This window comes from Herbidospora yilanensis (assembly GCF_001570565.1).
Classification (GTDB): domain Bacteria; phylum Actinomycetota; class Actinomycetes; order Streptosporangiales; family Streptosporangiaceae; genus Herbidospora; species Herbidospora yilanensis.
Genome location: NZ_BBXE01000018.1, coordinates 260,310 through 274,309, shown reverse-complemented (window position 1 = coordinate 274,309; position 14,000 = coordinate 260,310). Strand labels below are relative to the sequence as shown.

At 70.0% G+C, this 14,000-nt stretch carries 13 protein-coding genes; 10 read left to right on the top strand and 3 right to left on the bottom strand.

What is annotated here, in order from left to right; all coding sequences use genetic code 11:
* Position 1: 1 nt before the first annotated feature.
* Complete coding sequence (locus tag AW273_RS12480; RefSeq protein ID WP_062348356.1) at positions 2-1,090, bottom strand: phosphotransferase; 1,089 nt, start codon at positions 1,088-1,090, stop codon at positions 2-4.
* A gap of 155 nt (positions 1,091-1,245) precedes the next feature.
* Here AW273_RS12480 and AW273_RS12475 point away from each other — a divergent pair, with 155 nt between their 5' ends.
* Genes AW273_RS12475 through AW273_RS12465 form a run of 3 tightly spaced genes read left to right on the top strand, consistent with a single transcriptional unit; the run spans position 1,246 to position 3,870 of the window.
* Entirely contained in the window at positions 1,246-2,067 is an 822-nt protein-coding gene (locus AW273_RS12475) for an ABC transporter permease (protein WP_232327336.1), read from the top strand.
* Positions 2,060-2,839, top strand: coding sequence for an ABC transporter permease (locus AW273_RS12470; RefSeq protein WP_063909932.1), 780 nt, complete (start codon positions 2,060-2,062; stop codon positions 2,837-2,839). The genes AW273_RS12475 and AW273_RS12470 overlap by 8 nt, the downstream gene beginning before the upstream one ends.
* Positions 2,836-3,870: an ABC transporter ATP-binding protein gene (locus AW273_RS12465; protein WP_083949705.1), complete on the top strand. Its 1,035-nt coding sequence runs from the start codon at positions 2,836-2,838 to the stop codon at positions 3,868-3,870. The genes AW273_RS12470 and AW273_RS12465 overlap by 4 nt, the downstream gene beginning before the upstream one ends.
* Before the next feature lie 347 nt (positions 3,871-4,217).
* Here AW273_RS12465 and AW273_RS12460 read toward each other — a convergent pair whose 3' ends face one another.
* The gene (locus AW273_RS12460; RefSeq protein ID WP_062348352.1) at positions 4,218-4,919 is read right to left on the bottom strand and encodes a TetR/AcrR family transcriptional regulator; all 702 of its coding nucleotides are present in this window, start codon (positions 4,917-4,919) and stop codon (positions 4,218-4,220) included.
* 108 nt (positions 4,920-5,027) lie between these two features.
* On the opposite strand from AW273_RS12460, the gene AW273_RS12455 reads away from it, so the two are divergent.
* The 3 genes from AW273_RS12455 to AW273_RS12445 are packed head-to-tail and all read left to right on the top strand — an operon-like array spanning position 5,028 to position 8,679.
* The gene (locus tag AW273_RS12455; RefSeq protein ID WP_232327335.1) at positions 5,028-6,395 is read left to right on the top strand and encodes an NAD(P)/FAD-dependent oxidoreductase; all 1,368 of its coding nucleotides are present in this window, start codon (positions 5,028-5,030) and stop codon (positions 6,393-6,395) included.
* A gap of 11 nt (positions 6,396-6,406) precedes the next feature.
* Positions 6,407-7,798 carry an aldehyde dehydrogenase family protein gene (locus AW273_RS12450; protein ID WP_062348348.1) on the top strand — a complete coding sequence of 464 codons (1,392 nt, stop codon included), beginning with the start codon at positions 6,407-6,409 and terminating at the stop codon, positions 7,796-7,798.
* 29 nt (positions 7,799-7,827) lie between these two features.
* The gene (locus tag AW273_RS12445) at positions 7,828-8,679 is read left to right on the top strand and encodes an alpha/beta fold hydrolase (RefSeq protein WP_062348346.1); all 852 of its coding nucleotides are present in this window, start codon (positions 7,828-7,830) and stop codon (positions 8,677-8,679) included.
* Here the strand turns inward: AW273_RS12445 and AW273_RS12440 are convergent.
* Positions 8,655-9,389 (bottom strand): GntR family transcriptional regulator, encoded by a 735-nt coding sequence (locus AW273_RS12440; RefSeq protein WP_232327333.1) that lies wholly within the window; start codon positions 9,387-9,389, stop codon positions 8,655-8,657. The genes AW273_RS12445 and AW273_RS12440 overlap by 25 nt on opposite strands.
* A 136-nt stretch (positions 9,390-9,525) precedes the next feature.
* Here AW273_RS12440 and AW273_RS12435 point away from each other — a divergent pair, with 136 nt between their 5' ends.
* From AW273_RS12435 to AW273_RS12420, 4 genes are all read left to right on the top strand, one after another.
* Positions 9,526-10,791: an extracellular solute-binding protein gene (locus tag AW273_RS12435; protein WP_062348345.1), complete on the top strand. Its 1,266-nt coding sequence runs from the start codon at positions 9,526-9,528 to the stop codon at positions 10,789-10,791.
* 146 nt (positions 10,792-10,937) lie between these two features.
* Complete coding sequence (locus AW273_RS12430) at positions 10,938-11,894, top strand: carbohydrate ABC transporter permease (RefSeq protein WP_198168123.1); 957 nt, start codon at positions 10,938-10,940, stop codon at positions 11,892-11,894.
* Positions 11,891-12,712, top strand: a complete 822-nt coding sequence (locus tag AW273_RS12425) for a carbohydrate ABC transporter permease (RefSeq protein WP_062348343.1) — start codon at positions 11,891-11,893, stop codon at positions 12,710-12,712. Before AW273_RS12430 ends, AW273_RS12425 begins: the two co-directional genes overlap by 4 nt.
* Positions 12,713-12,727: 15 nt before the next feature.
* Positions 12,728-13,999 (top strand): beta-N-acetylhexosaminidase, encoded by a 1,272-nt coding sequence (locus AW273_RS12420; RefSeq protein WP_062348341.1) that lies wholly within the window; start codon positions 12,728-12,730, stop codon positions 13,997-13,999.
* Position 14,000: the final 1 nt, after the last annotated feature.

Genomic DNA, 14,000 nt, shown 5'->3' with positions numbered 1-14,000 from the left:
CTCAGAACCAGGTCCGCAGCACGCCCATGGGGGCGTAGCGCCAGCGCTCCAGGAACCGGCCCGCGTAGATGAGCTCCCGGCAGAGCTGCTCGGCCTCGAACGGCCGCAGCAGCGAACGGTCGAGCAGGTCGGCCCGCCCCGCCTCCTCCAGCCGTCTCGTGTACGCGTTCTCCAGCCCCTCCCGCGCGCCCCACACCCAGGCCGAGATCGCCTGGGGATCGGCGCCGCGCCGCCTGATCGCGACCTGCCCGGCGTTCTCGACGCTGACCACGAGCTGGGCCAGGTCGCGGGCGGCCGGCTGATAGGGCGAGGCGTCCGGGACGGTCGGGTTGCCGTCGAAGTCGATCAGCGCGAACCCGCCCTCCCATTCGAGGATCTGGCCCACGTGCAGATCACCGTGGACGCGCATCACCTGCGTCTCGCCGGCCACCTGCAACGGCGCGAGCTCCCGCCGCAGGTCGGCGACGTGGTCGGCCAGCCAGGCCGCGTCGGTCTCGTCGGTCGTCAGGGCCAGGGCCTCGTCGAGCGCGCGCTCGGCCCGCTCGGCCCAGCCGCCGGTGGCCGGCATCAGGCGCACCGGCTCGGAGACGACCTCCGACGGGGTGGCCATGGCCAGGTGGAGATCGGCCGCCAGGGCGCCGAGCTCCGCCGCGAAGGCGGTCCGGCCGGCGGCGGCCTGCTCGGCGCACCACTCCCAGCCGTCCCGGGCCCCCGGCAGGTAGGCCGTGGCCAGCCCGGCCAGCGCCGCCCCGCAGAAGATCGCCGCATACGGCTCGGCCGTGCGCGTGAACCCAGTGTCGGCCAGATGGGTCAGCATCTCCAGACCGGGATGCGGACCCTCCGACGGATGGGGGAACCACTTCACGATCACCTTCTCGCCAACGACCACCGAGCGGTGGGTCTGGTCGACGGTGATCGCGCGTTCTCCCGCCGGGAAATCCGGCAGCGGGCGCATCTCGCGCACCGTGAAGGGCGCCGGCGCGGCGCCCAGGTTCCGGAGGACCTGCTCGGTCACCCCGGGACCCGCCTCAAGCTCGTCGCCGAGGCGCAGGACGACGTTCCCCGGCAACGCCCAGTCTGCGGACTCCACCGCGTTCTCCTGAATGTCGGTTCAACTGGAAGCACAAACTCAGAGCTCACCCCGCGCGGCACAGTCTTGTCTAATTTGATGTCTCCTGCAACACTCGCCAAACATCAGAAGGGGGGCCCGGTATGTCGCGTGGGCGAGGTTCGAACCTCGCGCGGTTGATCTTCCTCGGACCTGGGCTGATCATGTTGACGCTGCTGGCCGTGGTGCCGATGCTGCTCATGCTCAGCACCATGTTCTTCCAGCGCGGTCGCTTCGGCGGGGTGGTCTACGAGTTCACCACCGCCAACTTCAGCAGGCTGTTCCAGCCGCTCTACCTGAACGTGATCCAGGACAGCCTGGTCGTCGCGGGCCTGGTGACGGTGCTGGCGCTGCTGATCGGCTATCCGACGGCATACGCCATCGCGCAGCTTCCGCCGAAGTGGAAGACGATCGCGCTGCTGGCCGTCATGTTGCCGTTCTGGACGAACTTCCTGATCCGCATGTACGCCTGGACGATCCTGCTCAGCGGTCCCGGCCTGGTCAACGAGGCGCTCACCGGCATCGGCCTGATCGACAAGCCGCTCGAACTGCTCTACACCAGGGGCACCGTGGTCGTCGGCCTGCTCTACGGCTACCTGTCGCTGATGATCCTGCCGATCTACTCGGCGGTCGAGCGGCTCGACCCGCGCCTGCGGGAGGCCAGCGCCAACCTGGGCGCCTCCCCGGTCCGCACGTTCTTCAGCGTCACGCTGCCGTTGACGCTGCCGTCGGCGCTGATCGGGGCCGTGCTCGTGTTCGTGCCCAGCTTCGGGAACTTCGTCGTGCCGGAGATCCTCGGCGGCGGAAAGGCGATCATGGTGGGCAACCTGATCCGCGACCAGTTCCTCAAGGCCCGCGACTGGCCCTTCGGCGCCACGATCGCGCTGGTCATGGTCGTGGTCACGGTGATCCTGCTGCTGGCCCAGGCGGTCGTCTCGCGGAGGACACGAAGTGCGTAAGAAGTCGTCGCGTATCGTCTTCCTGCCCCTGTGGCTGGTCTACGTGTTCTTCTACGTGCCCATCGCGGTCGTGGTCTTCATGTCGTTCAACGCGGGCGACAACCCGTACGTCTTCAAGGGCTTCAGCCTCGACTGGTACGGCAAGCTCGTGGGTGACGAGACGATCCTCCAGGGGCTCGGCAACACCCTCATCGTCGCGGTCGGCACCTGCCTGGTCTCGACGGTCGTCGGCACCCTCCTCGCCGTCGGCCTGGCCCGGCACACCCGCTCGAAGGTGATCGAGGCCATCGCCACCATGCCGGCCATCCTGCCGGAGCTGATGCTGGCCATCGGCCTGCTCATCTTCTACACCGCGATCGACTTCACGCTGGGGCTGACGTCGATCCTGCTGGCCCACCTGACCTTCGGCATCCCGCTGGTCGCGGTGGTGGTGAGGGTGCGGCTGGCCTCGATGGACACCTCGCTGGAAGAGGCCTCGACCGACCTCGGCGCGAGCCCGCTCCAGACGTTCTTCCGCATCACCCTGCCCGGCCTGGCCCCCGGCATCGCGGCCGGCGCCCTGCTGGCGTTCACGTTCTCGCTCGACGAGTTCGTGCTGGCCTTCTTCTCGGCCGGCCCGACCGACCCGACGCTGCCCATCGTCATCTACTCGATGGTCAGGTTCGGCGTGACCCCCGACATCAACGCCCTGGCCACCCTCCTGCTGACCGTCAGCGTCGTCGCGGTGCTCGCCGTCCAGCGCATGACCCGAATCACGGAGTCCCTCAAATGACACTGCTTTCCATCGAGGGGGTATCCCGCAGGTTCGGGAACGTCACGGCCCTCTCGGACGTCTCGATCGACATCCAGCAGGGGGAGTTCTTCGCACTGCTCGGCCCGTCGGGCTGCGGCAAGACGACGCTGCTGCGCATCCTGGCCGGGTTCGAGACGCCCGACCGCGGGGGAGTCCGCCTCGACGGCGCCGACCTGCTCAAACTGGCGCCGCACAAGCGTCCGGTCAACCTGATGTTCCAGTCGTACGCGCTGTTCCCCCACATGACGGTGGCCAAGAACGTCGCCTACGGGCTGGAGCGCGAGAACCTCCCGAGGGCCGAGATCAAGGCCCGGGTGGGCGAGGTGCTGGAGAAGGTCGGCCTGGAGCCGATGGCGAACCGGCGCCCGGCCCAGCTCTCGGGCGGCCAGCAGCAGCGTGTGGCGCTGGCCCGCGCCATCGTGAAGCGCCCCCGCCTGCTGCTCCTGGACGAGCCCCTCTCGGCCCTGGACAAGAAGGTCCGCGCCGAGATGCAGCTCGAACTCAAGCGCCTCCAGCACGAGGTCGGCATCACCTTCGTCGTGGTCACCCACGACCAGGAGGAGGCCATGTCCCTGGCCGACCGCATCGCGGTCATGGACCAGGGCCGGGTCGAGCAGGTCGACGCCCCCGTGACCCTCTACGACCGCCCGCGCACCTACTTCGTGGCCGACTTCATCGGCGCGAACAACCTGTTCACGGGCGCGATCCGCGGCGGCGTCTTCTCGGCCGAGGGCCTCGGCCCGCTGCCGTCCAAGGCGACCACGGCCGACGGCCCGGCGGCCTTGGCGATCCGCCCCGAGCGGGTCCGCCTGACCGAACCCACGCCCGGCATGGTGCAGGGTGTGGTCGTCGACGTGAGCTTCTACGGCGGCGTCTCCCACATCGCGGTCGAGGTCACCGGCCTGGGCCGCAAGGTCCTGGCGGCGACGCAGGGCTCGGCCCGCATCACCCCCGGGACCGTCGTGGGCGTGACATGGCGTCCGGAGGACGCGGTCCTCATCGCGAACTGACGACCGCTTCAGATCGACCACCGCCGCGTTCCCGTCATCCGGGACGCGGCGGTGTCTTCTACGGCCGAAAACGCGGGATAGGCGGCTGGGAGCGCGGAAGAAGCGTTCCCGGGCCGGGTTCCCCGCGTGGTCCGTTCCCCGCGCGGTTTGTTCTCCTGCGCGGTTCTTGCCCTGTGCGGTCCTTGTGCTGCGCGGTTCGCTCTCTTACGCGGCCCGTTCCCTGCGCGGCTTGTTCGCCACGCGGCTTGTTGTCCTGCGTGTCCGTTCCCCCGCGTGATCCTCCCTTTCCGGCATGACGTGCCTGCTGGCGGGTGGAGAAACGGGCAAGGAGTCGGGGCGCGCGGACGTCAGGCTTCTTGGGGTGGCGGGGTGGTGCCGGCGCGGCGGGCCGGGGCGCCGTTCCTGGGGCGGGGGGTGCGGGTGGTCTTCTGGCGGGCCGCCGGGGTCTCCTTGAGCGGGTGGCCGGTCGACATGCGGGCGAAGTCGAGGATGAGGCCCACGGCCTCGTCGGGGCCGATCGAGTGGTGGCGGGCGATGATGCGGTAGCCGTAGGCGTCTTCGAGGGCGACCAGGTTGCGGGCGATCTGCTCCGAGTCGCCGGCCAGCTTGAAGACCCCCTGGGCCGCGCCGATCTCCAGGATGGTCTGGTACATCGCCACCTGGCGGTCGTAGAGCGTGGTCAGCAGGGTGCCGTAGACGCGGTTGCGGCCGGCCGCGCCGCCCAGCTCGCACAGCAGGCGCACGCCCGCGTCGTCGGGCCCCTCGGGCAGGCCCGAGCGGATCGTCGTGATGAGTTTCTGGGCGGGGTCGGCGATGCCGCTGATCTTCTTGACCCGCTGCTCGTAGAAGCGTTCCATGCCGGCGTGGTGGGCCTCGATCAGCAGGTCGCGCAGATCGGGGTAGTGGTAGAGCACCGCCCCCGACGTGAGACCCGCCTCTTCTGCGATCTGGTTCAGATGGACGCCCTCGGCACCGTGCTGGATCATCGCCCGCCTGGCCGCGTCGATCAGCTCGACCCGCCGGTCTGCCCTGCTCTTGCGCTGAGTCATCGCACCCCGCCCCGTATGGAGGATCTCACAACTAGTGTCGCAGCTCTTGACGTGGTTGCTCGATAAGTATTTGAATCACGATTCAACAAATATCGGTCGGAGGGGATCGTGATTACGGACGCACTGCCGCGGGTCTTCTGGACCGACCGGCCCGGTCCGGCCGCGTACCCGCCGCTGACGGGCGGCACGACGGCCGACCTGCTGGTCGTGGGCGGCGGCTTCACCGGCCTCTGGGCTGCTGTGCTGGCCAAACAAGAAAACCCCGCGTGCGACGTCGTTCTGGTCGAAGCCGAACGTATCGCGTTCGGCGCCACCGGCCGCAACGGGGGTTTCATCGCCGACTCCATCACCCACGGCCTGACGCACGGCGCGCACCGCTGGCCTGGGGAGATCGATCTGCTGCTGGCGATCGGCCGGGAGAACCTGGCCGCCATCGCCGACTTCGTGGCCGAACACGACATCGACGCCGATCTGCGGCTGGTCGGCAAGACGTCGGTCGCCGTTGCGCCCCACCAGGTGGCGGAATTGCGGGCCGCCGAAAAGCGCCACCGGGACCATGGCGAGGACGCCACATTCCTGGACGCCGACGACATGCGGGCCGACGTGCACTCGCCGACCTACCTGGGCGGACTGCGGCTGCGCGGCACCGGCGGTCTCGTCGACCCGGTGAAACTTGCCTGGGGCCTGCGCGGCGTCGCCGAGAACCTCGGCGTGCGGATCTACGAGCACACGCCGGTGACCGGCATGGAACGCTCCGGTTCCTCGGTACGCGTGCCCACGCCCCAGGGCGTGTTCGACGCCCGCCAGGTGCTCATCGCGACCAACGCGTTCCCGTCGCCGCTGCGGCGGCTGCGCAACTACGTGCTGCCGGTGTGGGACTACGTGCTGGTGACCGAGCCGCTCGACGCCGAGCGGCGGGCCTCGCTCGGCTGGGCCGAGGCGCAGGGCGTCACCGACTCGGGCAACCAGTTCCACTACTACCGGCTGACCGCCGACGACCGGCTGCTGTTCGGCGGGTACGACGCCGTCTACAACTTCGCGGGCGGCGGCACCGACCAGCGCCCCGCCTCCCACGCCCTGCTCGCCCGCCACCTGCTGGAGACGTTCCCGCAGCTCGAAGGCGTGCGGGCGACCCACCGCTGGGGCGGCCTGATCGACTCGACCAGCCGCTTCACCCCGTTCTTCGGCACCGCCCTCGGCGGCCGGGTGGCCTACGCCCTCGGCTACACCGGGCTCGGCGTGGGCGCCTCGCGCTTCGGCGCCCTCGCCGGGCTCGACCTGCTGGCGCGGCGGGAGACCCGGCGTACCGGCCTGAAGATGGTGCGCCGCCGCCCGGTGCCGTTCCCGCCCGAGCCCATCCGGTGGCCGGTGGTCGAGTTCACCCGCCGGGCACTGGCCCGCGCCGACGCGAACGAGGGCAGACGCGGGCCGTGGCTCCGCGTGCTCGACCGCTTCGGCATCGGTTTCGACAGTTAGAAGACGTACAGATGACGACTCTGATCAACCCCGCGACCGGCCATGCCATCGAGGAGATCCCGGACAGCACCGACGTCCCGGCGAAGGTCGCGCGGGCGCGGGCCGCCTTCGAGCAGTGGCGTGAGGCGACCCCGTCGGAGCGGGCCCGGGTGCTGCTGCGCCTGGCCGACCTGGTCGAACGCGACGCCGACGAGCTGACCCGCCTGGAGGTCGAGGAGACCGGCAAGCCGGCGGCCGTCTTCCGCGACGGCGAACTGCCCTTCGCGGCCGACAACCTGCGCTTCTTCGCCGGCGCGGCCCGCTCGCTCGACGGCACCGGCGCGGGCGTGCTCAGCGCCGGCTACACCTCGATGCTGATCCGGCGGCCGATCGGCGTCGTGGGCTCGATCGCGCCGTGGAACTTCCCGTTCATCATGGCCGTCTGGAAGGTCGGCCCGGCCATCGCGGCAGGCAACGGCGTGGTCGTCAAGCCCGCCCCGCGCACTCCGCGCACCACGCTGCGCCTGGCCGAGCTGATGGCCGAGGCGGGCGCTCCCGAGGGCCTGCTGGGCGTCGTGACCGGCGGCGGCGACGTCGGCCAGGCGCTCGTGACCGACCCGGGCGTCGACATGGTGAGCGTGACCGGCTCGACCGCGACCGGCAGGGCCGTGATGCGCGGCGCCGTCGACGGCCTCAAGCGCGTCCACCTTGAACTCGGCGGCAAGGCCCCGGCCCTGGTGTTCGCCGACGCCGACCTGGAGGCCATGGCCTTCGGCGTGACGATGGGGGCGACGTACAACACCGGACAGGACTGCACGGCGGCGACCAGGGTCTACGTCGAGCGCTCCCGCTACGCCGAGGCCGTGGACGCCCTCGCGGGCGCGCTGGAGAAGGTTCGCCCGGGTGACCCCTGGGCGGAGGGGACCGACATCGGTCCGCTCATTTCGGCCGAGCACCGGGACAGGGTGCACGGCTACGTGGCGCGGGCGTCGGGCCGGGTCGTCCGCGGGGGCGGCCCGCTCGACGCTCCCGGCTACTACTACACGCCGACCCTGGTGGCCGACGCCGACCAGTCGAGCGAGATCGTGCAGGGGGAGGTGTTCGGCCCCGTCCTCGTCGCGTTGCCGTTCGACGGGGAGGACGAGGCGGTGCGGCTGGCCAACGACACTCCCTATGGGCTGGCGTCCTCGGTGTGGTCGTCCGACGTCTCCCGGGCGCTGCGGGTGTCGCACCGGCTCGACGTGGGGGTGACCTGGGTGAACGACCACCTGCCGATCGCGTCGGAGGCGCCGCACGGCGGGGTGAAGGGGAGCGGGTTCGGCAAGGACATGAGCCAGGAGGCGGTTGGGGAGTACTCGGTGACGAGACACCTGATGATCAAACACGCCGCCCCGGCGGCCAGAGACTCCTTCCGCCCGGCCTGAGCGGCGGGAACAGCCACGACAATCGTCTGATGTCCACCTTCTCTGCATTCGACGGCACCGTCCTGTCCTACCGGGTCGTCGGCCAGGGTGACCCGCTCGTCGTGCTGCCCGGCGGCCCGATGCAGGACGCCTCCTACCTGGGCGACCTCGGTGGCCTGCCGGGCCATCGCCGGTTGGTGATCCTCGACCCGCGCGGCACCGGGAGCTCGGCGACCCCGGCCCATCCCGCGACGTACCGATGTGACCGCCAGGTCGCCGACGTGGAGGCGCTCCGCCTCCACCTGAGCCTCGACCGAATCGACCTGCTGGGCCATTCCGCGGGCGCCAACCTCGCCGTCCTGTACGCCGCCGCCCACCCCGGCCTGGTCGGCCGCCTGGTCCTAGTCACCCCGAGTCTCTTCGCCGTCGGTCTCGATCCGACGGCCGACGACCGGCTCGCCGTCGCCCGCCTGCGCGTCGGCGAGCCCTGGTATCCCGAGGCGATCGCAGCCTTGGAACGGCTCGTCGCAGGAGCCCGAGCCGATCCGGAGGCGATCACGCCGTTCTTTCACGGCCGCTACGACGCGGCGGCCAAGGCGGCGGTCGAGGGTCCCGCGCGCAACATGGAAGCGGCCCGGATCTTCGGTTCCGACGGCGCCTACAGCCCGGCCGCGACCCGCGCGGCCCTCGGGGAACTGGCGGCCCGGGTGCTGCTCATCGCGGGGCAGTACGACGTCAACAGCGTCCCGGCCAAAGTCGAGGCGTTCGCCGCGTTGTTCCCCGCCGCCGAGTGCGTCGTGCAATCGGGTGCCGGGCACTATCCCTGGCTCGACGACCCCCGCACGTTCGTCGCGACCGTCTCGTCCTGGTTGGCGGCTCAGCCCGACTCGGAGTCGAAGTAGAGCTCTGACGTGACCCGATAGCGGTCGCCCCGGTAGATCGACCGGGTGAACTCGACGATGCGCCCGTTCACGTCGCGCGTCGTGCGTTCCACCAGCAGCGCCGGAAAGTGTTCCGGCACCCCCAGCAGCTCCGCCTCCGTCTCGTCGGTCACCGTCGCCTCGATGGTCTGCACCGCGCTGCGCACGTCGACCCCGAACCGCTCCCGCAGCACCTTGTAGAACGACCCCGTCTCCATGTCGGCCGGTTGCAGTCCGGCCACCAGCTCATGGGGCAGGTGGAGGCGTTCGATCGCCATCGGCGCGTCGTCGACGACGCGGAGCCTGACCACCCGGAGAACAGGGGTCGCGGGGGCCAGTTGCAGCCTGCTGGTCAGTTGGGGGCCGGCCGGGGAGGAGGCGAACTCCAGGATCGCGCTCAGCCATTTTCCCTCGGCCGGCGGCGCGTAGAACGATCCAGTCTGGGTCGCCGACAGCGCCTGGGTGACGCGCTGGGGGCCGGTGAAGGTGCCCCGTCCGTGTTCGCGGACCAGGACGCCCGAGCGCACCAGGTCGTCTATGGCCGCACGCAGCGTCGGGCGGGAGACGCCCAGTTCCTTGCACAGGTCGCGTTCCGACGGGATGGCCTCGCCGGGTTTCTTGTCGGCCACGTAGTCGAGCAGGAAGTCGCGTACCCGGTCGCGCTTCAGCCCCGCCCGCATGTTGACAGTCACGCCCTCGACCTTACCAGCGTCTTACCAGTTGTCGAATGTAAACACTGAATAACGGCTCTTGACGGGTCTACTGGTTAAGACCACTCTAGCGCCAGCAGGCAGATTGCTTACCAATATCTGACCACTGGGAGTACCAATGGCCCCCCGGTTCCTCGCCGCGGCAGCGGTCCTGGCGCTCGCCGCCGGGCTCACCGCTTGCGGCTCTTCGCCCACAGGAAGCACCACTCCGGAAGCGCCCGCCGCGACCGCGCTCACCGTCTGGATCATGCGCGACAGCATGTCCGACACCCTGCTCGGCACCTTCGAGCGCGACTTCGAGGCCGCGCACCAAGGGGTCACCCTCGACGTCCAGATCCAGGAGTGGGACGGCATCGGCCAGAAGGTCACCAGTGCCCTGGCCAGCAACGACGCCCCCGACGTGATCGAGGTGGGCAACACCCAGGTCGCCGAGTACGCCGCCAGCGGCGGCGTGAAGGACCTCACCGACAAGGTGACCGAGCTCCAGGGCGCCGACTGGCTGCCCGGTCTGGCCGACCCCGGCAAGATCGACGGGAAGCAGTTCGGCATTCCCTGGTACGCCGCCAACCGCGTCGTCATCTACAACAAGGACCTGTTCGAGAAGGCCGGGGTGGCCACCCCGCCCGCGACGCGGGACGAGTGGATCGAGGTGACCACCAAGCTCAACGCCGGCGGCAACCAGGGCATCTACCTGCCGGGCCAGAACTGGTACACCCTGGCCGGGTTCATCTGGGACGAGGGCGGCGACCTGGCCCTCAACGAGGGCGGCACTTGGAAGGGCGGCCTCGACACCCCGCAGGCTTTGGCCGGGATCGACTTCTACAAGAGACTCCAGGCGCTGGGCGAGGGGCCGAAGGACTCCGACGAGGCCAACCCGCCGCAGGCCGACGTGTTCGCCAAGGGCAATGTGGCGCAGCTCATCTCGGCCCCGGGCGGCGCGGTCGCCATCGAGAAGGCCAACCCCGAACTGGCCGGCAAGCTCGGCTTCTTCCCGATCCCCGGCAAGACCGCCGACCGGCCCGGCGCCGTCTTCACCGGCGGCAGCGACCTGATCATCCCCGAGGCGTCCAGGAACCCCGATCTCGCGTACGAGGTCATCAAGGCCCTCGCCGGTGAGAAGTTCCAGACGGAGATGGCCAAGGAGATGTCCTACGTGCCGAACCGGGTGTCGCTGGGCGGCGTGCTGACCAGCGAGGGCGCGGCGGCGATGGCCAAGGGGGCCGCCAACGGCCACGCGACGCCGAACTCGGCGAACTGGGCGGCCGTCGAGGCCAAGAACGTCATCAAGGAATACATGACGACCTACCTGACCGGCGCCGACGGCCGCGCCGAGGCGGCCAGGGCCTCGCAGGTCATCGCGGACATCCTCAACACCAAGTCCTGACGGGAACCGGGAGGCGGTCCACCGGCCGCGGCCGTTCCCCGAAGCCCGGCCGGCCCGTCCCAGAGCGAGGCCCGAGCTCGTGGCAAGCGGGCGGTCTGTCCTGAGGGCAGCCGCGCCCCAGTTCGTACAGAGAAGGAAGGACTTCTGTGGTCACGCAGGCTCCCGAGCGGCCCGTCGCCGCGGCGGCCCCGCCTCCACCGAGGCGGCGGCGCGGTCTCCCGGCCCTGTGGCCGTACCTGCTGGTGATCCCGACCGTCGCCGGTGCCGGCTACCTGCTGTTCTATCCGCTGATCCGAAGCGTGATCATCTCGTTCCAGCACTTCAGGACCGGTGAGCTCATCAGGGGTGGGGCCGCGTTCGTGGGGCTGGAGAACTACCACGAGGCGCTGGGCTCGGCGGAGTTCTGGGCGGTGGTCCGCCGGACCCTGGTCTGGACGGGCGTCAACACCGTCCTGATCATGGTCATCTCCACCCTGGTCGCGCTCATGGTCGCGCGGCTCGGGAAGAGGTTGCGGCTGGCCGTCCTGGCGGGGCTGGTGCTGACCTGGGCCACGCCGGTCCTGGCGGCGACGACGATCTTCCAGTGGCTGTTCCAGTCGAAGCTCGGAGTGGTCAACTGGCTGCTGACGAGCATCGGCCTGACCCGGTTCGACGGGTACACGTGGTTCGCGAACGGGACCGCCACGTTCGCCATCATGGTGCTGCTCGTCGTCTGGCAGTCGGTGCCGTTCGCGGCGCTGACCCTGTACGCCGGCCTGACCACCATCCCGCAGGAGCTGTTCGAGGCGGCCCGGATCGACGGCGCGACCGCGTGGCAGGTGTTCCGCGACGTCACCTTCCCCATGCTCCGGCCGCTGTTCGGGCTGATCACGTCGCTGGAGATCATCTGGGTCTTCAAGTGTTTCGCCCAGATCTGGGCGATCAGCCAGGGCGGCCCCGACGGCGCGACCACGACCCTGCCGGTGTACGCCTACCAGGTCGCCCAGTCGCTGCACAAATACGACCTCGGCTCGGCCATCTCGACCCTGACCGTGCTGATCCTCCTGGTCGTGCTGGTCCCGCACCTGCGCCGCATGTACAAGCACGAGGGAGCCGACCAGTGATCAAGCGCCTGCCCATCACGCTCGCCGCCCTGTCGGTGCTGGCCGTCTCGGTGTTCCCGGTCTACTGGATGGTCGTCACCGCGTTCAAGCCGACCCGGGACATCCAGGCCGACACCCCCCAGTTCCTCCCGCTCCACCCCACGCTCGAACACTTCGCGACCGCGATCGACTCGGAGGGTTTCGCGCTGTTCTGGCGCAACTCGCTGCTGGTGTCGCTCGGCGCGGTCCTGCTCAGCCTGGTCGTGGCGCTGCTGGCCGCGTTCGCGGTCGCCCGGATGCGGTGGCGGGGGCGCAAGGCGTTCATCCTCATGGTGTTCATCGCGCAGATGGCCCCGTGGGAGGCGCTGCTGATCCCGATGTTCATCATCGCCCGCGACACCGGCATGCTCGACCGGCTCTCCATGCTGACGCTCATCTACTTCATGAGCACGCTGCCCTTCACCATCGTCACCCTGCGCGGGTTCCTGGCGGCGATCCCGGAGGAACTGGAGGAGGCCGCCCAGATGGACGGCGCCAGCCGGGCCGCCGCGTTCCGGAAGGTCGTCCTGCCGCTGCTCGCGCCGGGGCTGATGTCGACGTCGCTGTTCGGGTTCATCACCGCGTGGAACGAGTTCGCGTTCGCCAACGCCCTCATCATCAAGAACCAGGACGACCGCACGCTCCCCGTCTGGCTCTCGTCCTTCTCCAACGTCTTCGGCACCGACTGGGGCGCCACCATGGCCGCCGCCACGCTCTTCATGCTGCCGGTTCTGCTGATCTTCCTGATCCTCCAGCGCCGGGTGACCTCCGGGATCATCGCCGGCGCGGTCAAGGGCTGAGAAAGGAAACCCAACGTGATCATTCCGCGGCCACGTGACCTGGCCGTCCTCGGGGGCTCCGTCGCCTTCTCCGAGGATCTCGTCCGGCACCGGCCCGATCCGGGCCTGCCGGAGGAGGGCTACCGCCTGACCCTCGACGAGGGCGGCATCGAGCTGGCGTCCGGGGGGCCCGCCGGGGCCTACTACGGGCGGCAGACGCTGCGCCAGCTCGGCGAGCGGCTCCCGGAGGGGGTGATCGAGGACGCGCCCCGGTTCGGGTGGCGCGGGGTGATGCTCGACGTGGCGCGGCACTACATGCCGAAGGCGTTCATCCTGCGGCTGATCGACCTGATCGCCGAGCTGAAGCTGAACGTGCTGCACCTGCACCTCACCGACGACCAGGGCTGGCGGCTGGAGATCCGGCGTTACCCGCGTCTCACCGAGGTTTCGGGCGACCACTACACCCACGAGGACATCCGGGAGATCGTCCGGTACGCGCAGGAGCGGTTCGTCCGCGTCGTCCCGGAGATCGGCATGCCGGGGCACGTGCAGGCGGCGCTGGCGGCGTACCCGGAACTGGGCAACGACCCTTCGCGGTCCTACGAGGTGTGGGCCGACTGGGGCGTCAGCGAGCACACCCTCAACCTCGAAGAGGAGACCATCGCCTTCTTCCACCACGTGCTCGACGAGGTCTGCGACCTGTTCCCCGGCGAGTACGTCCACGTCGGCGGCGACGAGTGCCGTAACACCGAATGGGAGCGCACTCCACGCGCCCGGGAGCGCATCCGCGAGCTCGGCCTGCCGGGCGCGCACGCCTGCCGGGCCTGGATCACCGCCCGGATGGCCGAGCACCTGGCGAAGAAGGACAGGAAACTCGTCTATTGGTACGAGAAGCCCGACGGTCCCCCCGGCGCCACCACCATGACCTGGCTCGACGAGGAGAGCGGCGAGCTGGCCGCGCTCGAGGGCCGCGACGTCGTGCTCGCCCCGCACCTGCGCACCTACCTCGACTATCCGCCGGAGCAGGAGGCGGGCCCGTTCTTCCCCGACCGGGTGTTGTCGTTGTCGAACACCTATCACTTCGCCCCGCCCGCCGCCCCGGGGATCATCGGCGTCCAGGCGCAGCTCTGGACCGAGTACATGCCGACCCCGGCCGACGTCGAACGTCAGGCCTTCCCCCGGCTGCTCGCGTTCGCCGAGGTCGCCTGGGGTTCGGCGGACGACTACTCCGACTTCCTGCGTCGCCTCGACCCCCACCTGAGCCGTCTCGCCGCACAGGGCGTCTCGGTGGGTCCGCTCATCCCATAGA

What these genes read in the sequence shown, in the direction of transcription:
- AW273_RS12465 (WP_083949705.1), top strand. Translation starts at nt 2,836, where the DNA reads ATGACACTGCTTTCCATCGAGGGGGTATCCCGCAGGTTCGGGAACGTC.
- AW273_RS12460 (WP_062348352.1), bottom strand. Translation starts at nt 4,919, where the DNA reads ATGACTCAGCGCAAGAGCAGGGCAGACCGGCGGGTCGAGCTGATCGAC.
- AW273_RS12450 (WP_062348348.1), top strand. Translation starts at nt 6,407, where the DNA reads ATGACGACTCTGATCAACCCCGCGACCGGCCATGCCATCGAGGAGATC.
- AW273_RS12445 (WP_062348346.1), top strand. Translation starts at nt 7,828, where the DNA reads ATGTCCACCTTCTCTGCATTCGACGGCACCGTCCTGTCCTACCGGGTC.
- AW273_RS12435 (WP_062348345.1), top strand. Translation starts at nt 9,526, where the DNA reads ATGGCCCCCCGGTTCCTCGCCGCGGCAGCGGTCCTGGCGCTCGCCGCC.